Genomic DNA, 12,422 nt, shown 5'->3' on the forward strand with positions numbered 1-12,422 from the left:
GGCTTTCCGCCCAATGGCACCCGCCAACAACCAGACCCGAACCAAACGGAGATCAATCGATGTCGCTGTCATCCGCCCGGAACTACGCGCTCCGCGCCTCCAAGTCGCAGGATCAGAAGGAGGCCATCGAGCTGCTGTCGCAGGCGATCATGGAGCTGGCGATGTCGATGGAAACAACCGACGCCAAGATCAAGAAGATCAACAAGTCATCGTAGGGAGACGGTGACAGCGCCGTCACTTGACCTCCATCTGGAGCCCTTCCTTCTCGATGATGGCGGCAAACTTCTTTGTCTCGGCGTCGACGAAATCCGAAAATTGCTGCGGCGTGCCGTAGTCGGCGCGCGCACCCATGCCGGCGATGTTCTCCTTGACGTCGTCGCGCTCCAGCATCGCCTTGATCTGCCGGTTCAGCTCGTCGAGCACGGGCGCGGGTGCGGTCTTCGGCAGGAAGACGCCGAACCATGAGGCGACGTCGAACTTGGCGAGCTCCGGCGCGCCCTCGCGCATCACAGGCAGATTGGGCGCGGAATCGCTGCGCTCGGCGGTGGTGACGCAGAGCCCGTTGAGCTTGCCGTCGAGCACCTGCGGCAGCGACGGATAGAGATTGTCGAACAGGATCTGGATGTCGCCGGCGAGCCCGGCCTGCAGCGCGGGGCCCGCGCCGCGGAACGGCACATGCGTCATCTTCAGCCCGGTGAGTTGCAGGAACCAGGCGCCGGTGAGGTGAGGGCTCTGCCCGGTGCCGGACGAGCCGTAGGTGAGCTTGTCGGGATTCTTCTTAAGATAGGCGATCAGTTCGGGGATCGACTTGATGCCGGTCGACGGATGCGCCGAGACGATGTTCGGGATCCGGATCATGTTGGAGACCGCCTGCAGCTGGTCGGCCTTGTAGGTCAGGTTCTTGAAGATGCTGAAGGCGATCGCGTTGGGACCGGGATTGCCGATCAGGATAGTGTGGCCGTCGCCCTTGCTGCGGGCGACCTCCGCGGTGCCGATGGTGCCGCCGGCGCCGGAGCGATTCTCCACCACGACCGACTGGCCCCAGAGCGGCTGCAAATGCGCCGCTAGCAGCCGGCCCATCACGTCGGTCGAGCCGCCGGCCGCCGCCGGCACGATGATCCGGACCGTTTCCGTCGGCCGCCAGTCGCCGGCACCGAGGCTGGCACGCGGCAGGATCGACGCCGCCGACAATGCGGCCGCGCCCGACAATACCGTACGACGGGAAAATCTCTTCGCTCTCACGCGCTTACCCCCTGCTCAGCTTCTTGTTTGGGAGCAAGCGTAGGGGACCGCTTGCCCGTGGGACAAGCGACAAACTGGCGCAGTGCTTCAGGCCTTATTCTTCGAGCATGATCTTTTCGGAAAACCGCTTCGCACTTTTCCGGATCAAGCCCTAGTTGAAGCTCAGTAGCTTGAAGAGCGGTGTCAGGTAGGACATTTCCTGGCCCGACGTCGGCGTGGTCCGGCTGACGAAGTCGAAGATCTTGCCGTCCTTCAGGCCGTAATTGGCGAGCCGGCGCACCTGGCGGTTCTTGTCGAAATAGACCGCGATGACACGCTGGTCGACCACGCGCTGGTTCATGAAGGCGACCGGGCGCGAGGTCCGCTGCGAGATGTAATAGAACACCTCGCCGTCGAGCGTTGCGACGGTGGAGGGCGTGCCGAGCACGATCAGAACCTGATCCTGGCTCGCGCCGATCGGAATCTGCTCGAGCGCTCCGTCGGGCAGGATGTAGCCCTTCTGGAATTGCTCGCCGGCGCAGCCGCCGAGCGCAGCGGCGCAGAACAGGCCAACGACCGCGATGGCGCGGAAGCGCGTGAGGAACCCGCGCGCGGAAACCGTGCGAGACTGTCGTGAAAGGGTGTGGTTCATCGGCGGATCTGATCCGTCCTCTTGCATCGGCCGGGGCATTGACGTACCGGGCAGCTCAATGGATTGCAATCATGCCGGCGTCCGACGGGCGCCCCCTCAACAGGCGTCCCTCTGGGGACCGGCAGCCGGAACCCGCTATGCTTTGGCCGTTCAATCACTTCAGAAGACCCCGGGTGCCCGCGCGCAGCACCATTGAGACCATCTATGGCATGATCGTGACGCAGGCGCGAGAACCGTTGTTTTACCGTGACTTGGGCGTTCCGGACACGGTTAACGGCCGTTTTGACCTGCTTCTGATGCATCTGTGGCTGGTGCTGCGGCGATTGAAATCCGCGGAAGGCGGCGCGGAGCTGTCCCAGGCCCTGTTCGATCATTTCTGTATCGACATGGACGACAATCTCAGGGAAATGGGCGTCGGTGACCTGACGGTGCCGAAGCGGATGCAGGCATTTGGCGAGGCCTTTTATGGCCGCACAGCGGCCTACGACCTGGCGCTGACCGATGGCGACGAGGCCCTGGCCCAGTCGTTCTGCAAGAACATCCTCAATGGTCAGAATGTCGACAAGGCCCGCGAGCTGGCTGGCTATGCCCGCGAGGCGATCGCCGAGTTGGCGCGCGCCGACTTCGCGGCGCTGAGCAAGGGGGCATGGCGCTTCCCGGCGCCGCAGGCTGCGAGGACCACGGCATGAGCGGTGGCACTACAGGGCGATCAAATGCCGCGCGGGACCCTTGGCGCGTTCTCGTCAACGTCGCGCAGATCCCGGAAACCGGTCTGCATCGCGAAATCGTGGCCGACGAGGCGACACGCCAGGCGATGGCCGAGGTCGCCGAGTTGCGCGAGGTGGTCTCCGCGCATGCCGAGTTCGATCTGCAGCCCAAGCGCGACGGCAGCTACCACGTCACCGGCAGGGTTCAGGCGAGGGTTGGGCAGACCTGCGTGGTGACGCTCGATCCGATCGAGAACGAGATCATTGAGCCGATCGACGTGGTGTTCGCGCCTCCGGAGCAGATCCCGGAGATGGCCGACCTCGTCGACGACGCCGAGGAAAGCGACGAGGAGACCCCGGACCCGCCGGAGCCGATCGTCGGCGGCTTCATCGACATCGGCCGGCTCGCCACCGATGCTCTGTTTCTCGGCATCGACCCTTATCCTCGCAAGCCGGATGCGGTCTTTGAACAAGAGGTTGAAGCGCCTGATCCGGAAAATCATCCCTTCGCCGCGCTGAAAGCGCTGAAGGAAAAGGCCGACGGCAAGAAGCCGAAGGGGAGTTGAGGGAAGCCGAGGGAAAGCCAGCGCCAACATTTGAGGGGATGGCTTGCCTGCAAGCCTGCGCGAGGGGTATTCCTGGTTACTTCAAGTGTGCGTCGTAATATCTTGAAATATCAAGTATTTCTGGTATGTCTTGATGTGTTGCGTGGCGGTTCGGCACCTCGGTTGTTTGTGGTCAAGAGGTTGTGTCGGACCGCGGACACGCTATTGTCGCGGCCCGGCCGGGACGCGGGTTCGCGTTTCGCCGCGCGCCGTTGACGGCGGTGACTTCAAGCTCGCGGTCTTCGTCTGAAGGGCTGTGGGAGAGCAGGCTTCCGGGACGTTCATGCCTCATAAGGTTCGAATCGCGCTTGACGCCATGGGGGGCGATGTCGGCGCATCGGTGGTCATTCCCGGCGCCGCGATCTCGTTGAGCCGTCATCCCGACAGCGAATTCCTGCTGGTCGGAGACCGCGCCCAGATCGAGCCGGAGCTTGCGAAACATCCTGCGCTGAAGGCGGTATCGAAGGTGATCCATACCGACGTCGCGGTGAAGAATGACGAGAAGCCGAGCCAGGCGCTGCGGCGGACCCGCAGGGCGTCGTCGATGTGGCTGGCGATCGATGCGGTGAAGCACGGCGAGGCCGACGTCGCGGTCTCCGCCGGCAACTCCGGCGCGCTGATGGCGATGGGCAGCATCAATCTGCGGACGCTGCCGGGTGTCGACCGCCCGGCGCTCGCCGCAGCGTGGCCGACGCTGCGCGGCGATTCGGTGGTGCTCGATCTCGGAGCCTCGATCGGCGGTGATGCCCGCCATCTGGCGACGCTTGCGGTGATGGGCAGCGCGATGGCGAGCGTGCTGTTCAACGTCGAACGGCCAACCGTCGGCCTGCTCAACATCGGCTCCGAGGAGATCAAGGGGCACGGGGAAATCCGCGAGGCCGCCGAGATGCTGCGCGCGATGAACGCGCCCCAGTTCAACTATATCGGCTTCGTCGAGGGCGATGCGATCGGCAAGGGGCTCGCCGACGTCATCGTGTCGGAAGGTTTCAGCGGCAATATTGCGCTCAAGGCCGCCGAGGGAACCGCGCGCCAGATGTTCACGCTCTTGCGCGAGGCGATGTCGTCGAGCTTGTTGGCGCGGATCGGTTATCTGTTTGCCCGCGGCGCGTTCCAGAAGCTGCGCGACAAGCTCGATCCCAACAAGTCGAATGGCGGCCTGCTGCTCGGCCTGAACGGCGTGGTGGTCAAGAGCCATGGCGGCACCAACGCGGAAGGCTTTGCCTATGCGGTTGATGTTGGCTATGAGATGGCCCACTACGATCTCCTCACCAAGATCAATCAGATGCTCAACCGCGACGGCGGCGCCCTGGTAAAGGCGCAGACCGCGCAGGAGGCTGTCTCGTGACTGCGATACGTTCGGTAGTGCTCGGCTGCGGCTCATATTTGCCGGAGCGGGTTTTGACTAACGCCGAACTGGCTCAGCGAATCGACACGTCGGATGACTGGATCGTGCAGCGCACCGGCATCAGCGAGCGGCACATCGCGGCCGATGACGAGTTCACCTCGCATCTGGCCATCAATGCCGCGCGCGCCGCGCTCGCCGATGCCAAGATCGACGCCCAGTCGATCGACCTGATCGTGCTGGCGACCTCGACGCCCGACAACACATTTCCGGCGACCGCGGTCGCGGTCCAGCACGCGCTCGGCATCAACCACGGCGTCGCGTTCGACCTGCAGGCGGTGTGCTCCGGCTTCGTCTTTGCGCTGACCACCGCGGACAATTTCCTGCGCGCCGGCGCCCACAAGCGGGCGCTGGTGATCGGCGCCGAAACCTTCTCGCGCATCCTGGACTGGAACGACCGCGGTACCTGCGTGCTGTTCGGCGATGGCGCCGGTGCGGTCGTGCTGGAAGCCCAGCAGCATTCCGGCACGACAGACGATCCCGGTGTGCTGACGACGCACCTGCGTTCGGACGGACGCCACAAGTCGAAGCTGTTCGTCGACGGCGGTCCCGGCTCGACCAAGACGGTCGGCCATCTCCGGATGGAAGGTCGCGAAGTATTCAAGCACGCCGTCGGCATGATCACCGACGTGATCGTCGATGCGTTCAACGCGACTGGCTTCACCGCCGACGACATCACCTGGTTCATTCCGCACCAGGCCAACAAGCGAATCATCGATGCTTCGGCCCACAAACTGCATATTGCGCCGCAGAAGGTGGTCTTGACAGTCGACAAGCATGGCAACACCTCGGCGGCCTCGATCCCGCTGGCGCTGTCGGTCGCCGTGAGGGACGGACGGGTCAAGAAGGGCGATCTGGTGCTGTTCGAGGCGATGGGCGGCGGCTTCACCTGGGGCTCTGCGCTCGTGCGCTGGTAGCGCATCGCCAAAGAGTATCGGCAGGTTGCCGGCATCTTTCCAGCGACCGGATGCTGGTCGCTGTTGACCATTGCGCGCTAAGCTTTTAATTTCAGTCAAGAAATTGTTCGCCGAGAGTGCGGGGCAGGCGATGACCACGGGAACCGGAAAAACAGTGACGCGCGTCGATTTGTGTGAGGCGGTCTACCAAAAGGTAGGTCTGTCGCGCACGGAATCGTCGGCGTTTGTCGAGTTGGTGCTGAAGGAGATCACCGATTGCCTGGAAAAGGGCGAGACGGTGAAGCTGTCCTCGTTCGGCTCCTTCATGGTGCGCAAGAAGGGCCAGCGTATCGGGCGCAATCCAAAGACCGGCACCGAGGTGCCGATCTCGCCGCGGCGTGTGATGGTGTTCAAGCCGTCGGCGATCCTGAAGCAGCGGATCAATGGCCACGTCGTCACCAATGGCGACGGCAGCAAGGCCGACTAGAGCGTTTTCAAGCGAAGTGGATGCCCGGTTCGCGTGAAGAAAGCGCGCCAAACCAGAATCTGGAGCCCGTTCCCATTCAATCGGAACGGAAACGGCTCCAGGCATTGAAGCCAGAGGAGCGGGCATTTGGACAAGGCGCCGGATGCGTTCCGTACCATCAGCGAAGTCGCAGATGAGCTCGATATTCCCCAGCATGTGCTGAGATTCTGGGAAACGCGCTTCGCGCAGATCAAGCCGATGAAGCGCAGCGGCGGACGCCGCTATTATCGCCCCGACGACGTCGACCTGCTCAAGGGTATCCGCCGGCTGCTCTATGGCGAGGGCTACACCATCCGCGGCGTGCAGCGGATCCTGAAGGAGCACGGCATCAAGTCGGTGCAGGGCATCGCCGACCAGACCGCGGCCGTCTCGTTCGGCGCGGTCGAGGAGGCGGTCGGCAACAGCATGGCCGAGCCCGACGACCTCGGGAGCAATGACGGCCTCGATTTCGACGGCGAGGAAGGCGACGGCGACGAGGGGGGAATCGACTACCGATTCGTCGATCCCGACGAGGACCCGATCCTGTCGACCTACAAGAAGGCGCACGCCCACCCGGGCAAGGCGTCCGCTGCGCCGCCGGTGCGCCCTTCCGTTCCGCCAGTGGACCGGGAGAAGCTCGAACGCGCGCTGCAGGAGCTGGTCGCCTGCCGGCAGCTGATCGACGCGGCGATGAAGGACGGCTGAGCCAAGGAAGCTGCCAAGGAAGCTTCCAAGCAAGCTGCCATGGGAACCGGGGTCCCAATTGCAGGCTTCAAAGGCCTGCTTTGCCTTGCGCGAACGCAGGATCGCAGCTAATGGAACGGCATCGGAGCGTGGCGCAGCCCGGTTAGCGCACTAGTCTGGGAGACTAGGGGTCGGAGGTTCAAATCCTCTCGCTCCGACCATTTTTCAAAGCACGCGATTTTTGAGAGCATTCGGGCGCTGTTTGCACCCCGATGCGGCAATCGTCAGGTCTCGAAGTCCATCGCGGCGATCAGGCAGGCCTTTTCCAGGCGGTTGTTGAGCATAGCGAGCTTGGCCGTGAACTCGGCCAGTTCGGGCTCGCTGAATTCCTCGAACACGGTCTTCTTGAACGCCTTGTGCTGGCCGGAGAGGCCCGCCAGATGTTTTCGGGTCTTGTCGGTCAGCGACAGGCGGACCACGCGCGCGTCGGCCGGAGAGGGCGCGCGACGCAGCAGTTCCTTCTGCTCGAGCAGCTTGGACTGCGTGGTCACGAACGACGGATCGACATGCAGCAGCTTCGACACCACGTTGATCGGCACGCCGTCATCCTTGTCGAGGTCCGAGATCGCGATCAGGATCATCCATTGCGGACCGCTGACGCCAAGCGCCTTGCCCCACAGCTGGCGGACCCGTTCGAGATGCGAGTTGATGGACGAGATCTCGAGCGTAAAGCGCTTGATGATGTCGAGATGCTCGATGGCGCGCAGGCGCGCCGGATCCTTCCTGGTCACTGACACAGCTTCCCCTTCCCTAGGTGCCGACTCAGCTTTGTGCTGATTTATTTCTTGCTTCTCGCGTCGGCAGACGTTTTTTCTAGTAAGTCGCTCAGGAAGGCAAGTGAACGTAAAGCAATTATGATGCGTGTGTGACGATTGGACTTTTTGGGGTGCGACAAATTTGCCCATGCAGGTAAGGGGCTTACGTCGAGCGTTGCTGGCGGGACACAGTGTGGCCGCATTCGCATTCCTGACTTTATAAACTATTTTGTTTGGCGAACTCGCCCATGCATATTGAACCCGGCGGTAGGGGAATCTCGATCGTCCCGTTGCGGTGATCGTTCAAGTCCGTCGCACTCACAGATTGATCTGAGGGTGCGAGGTTTGGGGAAAACGGTCTTGGACAATGCGGGAGGATCACGGGGCGCTCGCGGCCCGGACTCTACGCATATGAGCAACTTGGAGGTTTAATATGAAATTGGCGAAGAGCCTTATTCTGGGCTCGGCCGCCGCGCTGGTCGCGGTCGGCGGGGCACAGGCAGCCGATCTTCCCGTTAAGGCCAAAGCGGTCGAATACGTGAAGGTTTGCTCGCTCTATGGTCCGGGCTTCTACTACATCCCCGGCACCGACACCTGCATCAAGCTGGGCGGCTTCGTTCGCGCCGACGTCGTTGTGAACGGCAACAGCGTCTACGGCCCGAACTACAATGGCGCCAGCGGTGCCAACAACCGCTTCACCAACGGCTACACCTGGCGTTCGCGTGAAGACTTCAACATCGACACCCGCACCGCGACCGAGTACGGCGTGGTCCGTACCTACTTCGACGCGGTGTTCACCTGGACCACGGACAGCTACGGTCCGGGCGCTGCCGCCGGTTCGACGATCTATTCGCCGATCGGCACGTCCTCTGCGCCGAACAACGCTGGTTCGGGCAACGTTGCCGCCGGTACGGTTGGCGTCTACTACGCCTTCATCCAGTTCGCCGGCTTCACCATGGGTAAGGCGGTCTCGCAGTTCGCTGCTCCCTGGAACGGTTATCCGGGCAACAACTACGACGGTCTCGTCGGCGGCGTGAGCACCACCAACGGCATCAACCAGTTCACCTACACCGCACAGTTCGGCAACGGCGTGTCGCTGGCTCTGTCGGCGCAGGACCAGGCTGCCTACATGCAGGCTGGCGTGAACAACCTCTCGGTTGCCGGCGCTTACGGCTCGAGCGACTATGCCGGCACGATCGCGCCGGACTTCGTCGCTGCGCTCAAGGTCGACCAGGCCTGGGGTATCTTCCAGGCGTCGATCGCGGCGCATGACAACCACGCAGCCTACTACGGCGCCACCGAAGTCACCGGCCATCCGGACGACAAGTGGGGCTGGGCTGGTGCACTGGCCCTGTCGATCAAGAACATCCCGACCGGGCCTGGCGACACCATCAACATCCAGGGCGTCTATACGGACGGTGCGACCCGTTACAACATCCAGGAACTGGCCAGCCAGGCCGGCTCGATCGCGATCTATGGCGGTTCGAGCCTCCCGGGTGTGTACGGCAGCGTCGGCTTCGGCACCGCGCCTGACACGGTGTTCGGCCCCGGCGGCCAGCAGCAGAGCGTGAAGACCTGGGGTATGCGCGGTGCGTACACCCACAACTGGGATCCCTACTGGAACACCAGCTTGTACGGCGCTTTTGCTTCGATCATGTACAACGACACAGCCAAGTCGCTCATCTGCGGCGTTGGTGGCGTGGGTGGCACCTTCCGTGCGGCCTTCGGCGGTGGCGCTGGCATCACGAACTGCAACCCCGACTACAACATCGGGCAGATCGGCGTGATCACCCGTTGGACCCCGGTCAAGAACCTGACCTTCTCGGCCGACGTGACCTACTCGCACCTCGATCAGAAGTATGCCGGCACGATCACCACGGCCGCTGCTGCTGTCGGCAAGCCGACCGCGACCTACGAGCTGAAGAATCAGGACACTGTCCAGATGCTCTTCCGCGCTCAGCGCAACTGGTAATACCGGTTGATCTGATCACGATCCTAGAGAAACCCCGGCAGGCAACTGCCGGGGTTTTTTCTTCGACTGGAATTGGTAGCGGAAGGTTGGCTGCGTCATTTCGGTCCAAGCGAACAACGAAGACGTGCCATGCGATTCATTCGCGGCAAATTTATTTACTTACCTGATCTACTAAACTATATACGTGGCGGCCAACACATTGAATGATGGCTCTTAGCTCATGCTAAGCCTCCCAAACCTCCGGCAATGCCCTGCCGGAGGTTTTTGATTCAAGGCGCAGGCCGCCGCCGCCGATCGTGACGCGCGCGGCCGTCACAAACTGCGGTCCGCAAAGCAGGCTCACGTCGTGTGGTCGATTCGATGCCGTCAAGATTTGACGGAATCGATCCGCAGTGCATTCTCGTCATTCATGGCACGCTTCAAGAACAGCCGCCTGGCTCGGATGAGCAGCGGCCATTACTGCTTGATCCGGGATCTCGGGCTGGTGAAGGGCGGCAAGGGCTTGCGGCACCATGAGGTCGTCGTCGACTTCTCGTGGCGCGGCCTGCTCAAGCTTGCCTTGAGCGTTGCCGGCGGCGTTCTGCGGCGGCGAGCGCCGGTGCGGATCGAGACTGCCGAGTAGCGCGGAGCGGTCCCGCGCTTCGACATGCCGCTCACGGAATTCGCGGACAGGTGTCCGAGATCGGGCGACATCGTCGCGGCAGCCGAGAGCCCGTATGCGATGACGATGTATCGTGCCATGCCGCTTCTGTGCTTGTCTGATCTATCAGCGTGAGCTGTCGGTACAGGTGCGCTCGCGCAGCTTCAGCGATGCGATCTCGGAGGCTGCGGAAATGCCGGCCGCGATCGCCGTCAGTTTTGCTGCAATCATTCTGTTCCGGATCCGCACGACCATTGTCTCCGCTGGTCGATATCGGATTGTTCGCTTCGCGGAATGATTTCGATCTGCTGCCGGCGGCACACGTGCGCGTGGTCGGTGGGCGCCGTTGCTGCGCGATAATTCGGTGATGTAGAGTGCCGCAGCCGAGCGGCCGGGACTGCGATCCGCGCTCCAGCCGAAACCAAGAACAAGCAGGCAGGAATCAAGGAAGGAACGGATCTCAGATGAAGGATTTTGCCGGAAAGATTGCCGTCATCACCGGTGGCGGCACGGGCATGGGGCGCGAACTGGCACGGCAGCTCGTCGCTGAAGGATGCAACGTCGCGATGTGCGACGTCTCGATGGAAGCGATGGCCGAGACCAAGCGGCTGTGCGAGGTCGAGAAGCTGCCGCAGGGCCTGCGCATCACCACCCATGTTGCCGACGTCTCGATCGAGGATCACTACAAGCGGTTTCGCGATGAGCTGATCGAGCAGCAGGCGACCGACAAGATCCATTTGCTGTTCAACAACGCCGGCATCGGCGGTGGCGGCAGCTTGTTCACCAACACGCGCGAGCAGTGGGAGCGCACCTTCAACATCTGCTGGGGTGGCGTCTATCTCGGCGTCCGCACCTTCCTGCCGCTGCTGGTGAAGGCCGACGAGGCGCACATCGTCAACACTTCGAGCGTCAACGGCTTCTGGGCGTCGGTCGGCATGGGCGTGTCACACACCGCCTACAGCGCGGCGAAGTTCGCCGTGAAGGGATTCACCGAGGCGATGATCAACGATCTCCGCCTCAACGCGCCGCACGTCAAATGCTCGGTCGTGATGCCCGGTCACATCGGTACCTCGATCGTGTCGAACTCGCGCAAGGTGCAGAATGGCGCCGACCAGCTCAATCCCGACGAGCTCAGGCAGGCCCGCCAGCGTCTGCAGGGGCAGGGCATCGACGTCGCCAAGATGTCGGATGCCGACATCCAGCAGCTCGCGCTCGACCGTGCCCGCATCTTCCACGACGAGGCACCGACGTCGGCCGCTGCCGCCGCCAAGATCATCCTCGACGGCGTGAAGGCCGATCGCTGGCGCATCCTGGTCGGCGACGATGCGCATCTGCTCGACGAGCGCGTGCGCACGACCCCGGAGCAGGCCTACACGCCGGAGTTCTACCAGGGCATCGTGGCGGCGACCGGCTGGAAGGTCGGGTGATTACAGAAGACCTGGCGCCCCCGCACAAAGGCAAAGCCTTTGGGCGGGGATGACGGGGGTAGATGCTTTGTGATGCGATCGAACTACCCGCGCATCGCGCGCTGGCGTGATCCCGCCTGATAGGCGAGGCGGTAATGCCCGGAGCAATAGGGCATGCCGCCGAGCGGCGTGTTGCCGCAAAAGCAGAAGTCATCGGCGCCCGGTGTGCTGATCGGCCAGCGGCAGCGCTGCTCGCTGAGCTCGAGCAGCGAGCAGTTGTTGGCGCTGACGATCGGTGCATCGTCGGGCACTTGTTCGTAGACCGCCTGAAGCAGCCGGAGCTGCTGTTTCGCGGTCGCCCGCTGCGCGGCGTGCGCGGTGGATTTCTTCCGCCTGGCACGGCGTTCGTCCGGCGTCGTGCGCGTCAGGTTCAGCCGCGACAGCTTGCCGATCACCGCATTGCGGCTGACACCGATGTTGACGGCGATGTCGCGGCAGGAGAGGCCGGCTTCAAAGTAGGTCTTGAGTTGGTCGACGCGCTCGGGCGTCCAGGTCGGCTCGATGGTAATCATTTTGACGGTTCCACGTTCTGTGTTGAACCGCCGCGCCGGCACACGTCCCCGTCAGGGCGTGCGGCCGTTGTCGCGGATTGCAAGCAACCCGTCCTTGATGGCGAGCCGAATGCCTTCCTCGATCAATGTCCGTGCGACGCCCGGGACGCTCGTGCCGTGGGTGCCCTGCCTCACCAGCTTCTCGAGATAACCAATGGTCGAGAGCGCCAACGTGACCGGGACGCGGTCGGTTTCGGCCTTTTCTGTAGCCATGGAGAAAACGCTTAACCCTGAACGGCTGTACTGAAAAGTATCTATTTAGAGTCTATTTAGGAATGTGGCGATCCGTCAAGCCGTCAACTGCGA

At 62.8% G+C, this 12,422-nt stretch carries 15 protein-coding genes and 1 tRNA gene; 11 read left to right on the forward strand and 5 right to left on the reverse strand.

Annotation, left to right across the window (positions count from 1 at the left end):
* Positions 1-59: 59 nt before the first annotated feature.
* Positions 60-215: a hypothetical protein gene (locus CO675_RS41040; protein ID WP_198964661.1), complete on the forward strand. Its 156-nt coding sequence runs from the start codon at positions 60-62 to the stop codon at positions 213-215.
* A gap of 19 nt (positions 216-234) precedes the next feature.
* Here CO675_RS41040 and CO675_RS19205 read toward each other — a convergent pair whose 3' ends face one another.
* The gene (locus CO675_RS19205) at positions 235-1,242 is read right to left on the reverse strand and encodes a Bug family tripartite tricarboxylate transporter substrate binding protein (RefSeq protein WP_097673464.1); all 1,008 of its coding nucleotides are present in this window, start codon (positions 1,240-1,242) and stop codon (positions 235-237) included.
* Between the two features lie 151 nt (positions 1,243-1,393).
* The gene (locus CO675_RS19210) at positions 1,394-1,873 is read right to left on the reverse strand and encodes an outer membrane protein assembly factor BamE (protein WP_245452819.1); all 480 of its coding nucleotides are present in this window, start codon (positions 1,871-1,873) and stop codon (positions 1,394-1,396) included.
* A gap of 137 nt (positions 1,874-2,010) precedes the next feature.
* Here CO675_RS19210 and CO675_RS19215 point away from each other — a divergent pair, with 137 nt between their 5' ends.
* The 7 genes from CO675_RS19215 to CO675_RS19245 all read left to right on the forward strand — a co-directional run bounded on the left by CO675_RS19215 (position 2,011) and on the right by CO675_RS19245 (position 6,893).
* Positions 2,011-2,562, forward strand: coding sequence for a ubiquinol-cytochrome C chaperone family protein (locus tag CO675_RS19215; protein ID WP_097673466.1), 552 nt, complete (start codon positions 2,011-2,013; stop codon positions 2,560-2,562).
* A complete protein-coding gene (locus CO675_RS19220) occupies positions 2,559-3,146 on the forward strand; it encodes a YceD family protein (RefSeq protein ID WP_097673635.1) in 588 nt (195 codons plus the stop codon). Before CO675_RS19215 ends, CO675_RS19220 begins: the two co-directional genes overlap by 4 nt.
* Before the next feature lie 322 nt (positions 3,147-3,468).
* Positions 3,469-4,530 carry a phosphate acyltransferase PlsX gene (gene plsX, locus CO675_RS19225; RefSeq protein WP_097673467.1) on the forward strand — a complete coding sequence of 354 codons (1,062 nt, stop codon included), beginning with the start codon at positions 3,469-3,471 and terminating at the stop codon, positions 4,528-4,530.
* Entirely contained in the window at positions 4,527-5,504 is a 978-nt protein-coding gene (locus CO675_RS19230) for a beta-ketoacyl-ACP synthase III (RefSeq protein ID WP_097673468.1), read from the forward strand. The genes plsX and CO675_RS19230 overlap by 4 nt, the downstream gene beginning before the upstream one ends.
* A 130-nt stretch (positions 5,505-5,634) precedes the next feature.
* Positions 5,635-5,970 (forward strand): integration host factor subunit alpha, encoded by a 336-nt coding sequence (locus CO675_RS19235; protein WP_035631661.1) that lies wholly within the window; start codon positions 5,635-5,637, stop codon positions 5,968-5,970.
* Positions 5,971-6,096: 126 nt separating this feature from the next.
* Positions 6,097-6,693, forward strand: a complete 597-nt coding sequence (locus tag CO675_RS19240) for a MerR family transcriptional regulator (protein ID WP_097673469.1) — start codon at positions 6,097-6,099, stop codon at positions 6,691-6,693.
* 122 nt (positions 6,694-6,815) lie between these two features.
* Positions 6,816-6,893, forward strand: a tRNA-Pro gene (locus CO675_RS19245).
* Positions 6,894-6,956: 63 nt separating this feature from the next.
* Here the strand turns inward: CO675_RS19245 and CO675_RS19250 are convergent.
* Positions 6,957-7,469 (reverse strand): MarR family winged helix-turn-helix transcriptional regulator, encoded by a 513-nt coding sequence (locus tag CO675_RS19250; protein ID WP_097673470.1) that lies wholly within the window; start codon positions 7,467-7,469, stop codon positions 6,957-6,959.
* Positions 7,470-7,920: 451 nt separating this feature from the next.
* Between CO675_RS19250 and CO675_RS19255 the strand changes: the two genes are divergently transcribed.
* The 3 genes from CO675_RS19255 to CO675_RS19265 all read left to right on the forward strand — a co-directional run bounded on the left by CO675_RS19255 (position 7,921) and on the right by CO675_RS19265 (position 11,526).
* Positions 7,921-9,459, forward strand: coding sequence for a porin (locus CO675_RS19255; RefSeq protein WP_097673471.1), 1,539 nt, complete (start codon positions 7,921-7,923; stop codon positions 9,457-9,459).
* 442 nt (positions 9,460-9,901) lie between these two features.
* Entirely contained in the window at positions 9,902-10,081 is a 180-nt protein-coding gene (locus CO675_RS19260) for a hypothetical protein (RefSeq protein WP_097673636.1), read from the forward strand.
* 482 nt (positions 10,082-10,563) lie between these two features.
* Positions 10,564-11,526: an SDR family oxidoreductase gene (locus CO675_RS19265; protein WP_097673472.1), complete on the forward strand. Its 963-nt coding sequence runs from the start codon at positions 10,564-10,566 to the stop codon at positions 11,524-11,526.
* A gap of 83 nt (positions 11,527-11,609) precedes the next feature.
* Here CO675_RS19265 and CO675_RS19270 read toward each other — a convergent pair whose 3' ends face one another.
* Positions 11,610-12,077, reverse strand: a complete 468-nt coding sequence (locus CO675_RS19270; RefSeq protein ID WP_097673473.1) for a GcrA family cell cycle regulator — start codon at positions 12,075-12,077, stop codon at positions 11,610-11,612.
* A 51-nt stretch (positions 12,078-12,128) separates the two neighbouring features.
* Positions 12,129-12,329 carry a hypothetical protein gene (locus tag CO675_RS19275; protein WP_016844973.1) on the reverse strand — a complete coding sequence of 67 codons (201 nt, stop codon included), beginning with the start codon at positions 12,327-12,329 and terminating at the stop codon, positions 12,129-12,131.
* Positions 12,330-12,422: the final 93 nt, after the last annotated feature.

It is taken from the genome of Bradyrhizobium sp. C9, assembly GCF_002532045.1.
Lineage (GTDB): Bacteria > Pseudomonadota > Alphaproteobacteria > Rhizobiales > Xanthobacteraceae > Bradyrhizobium.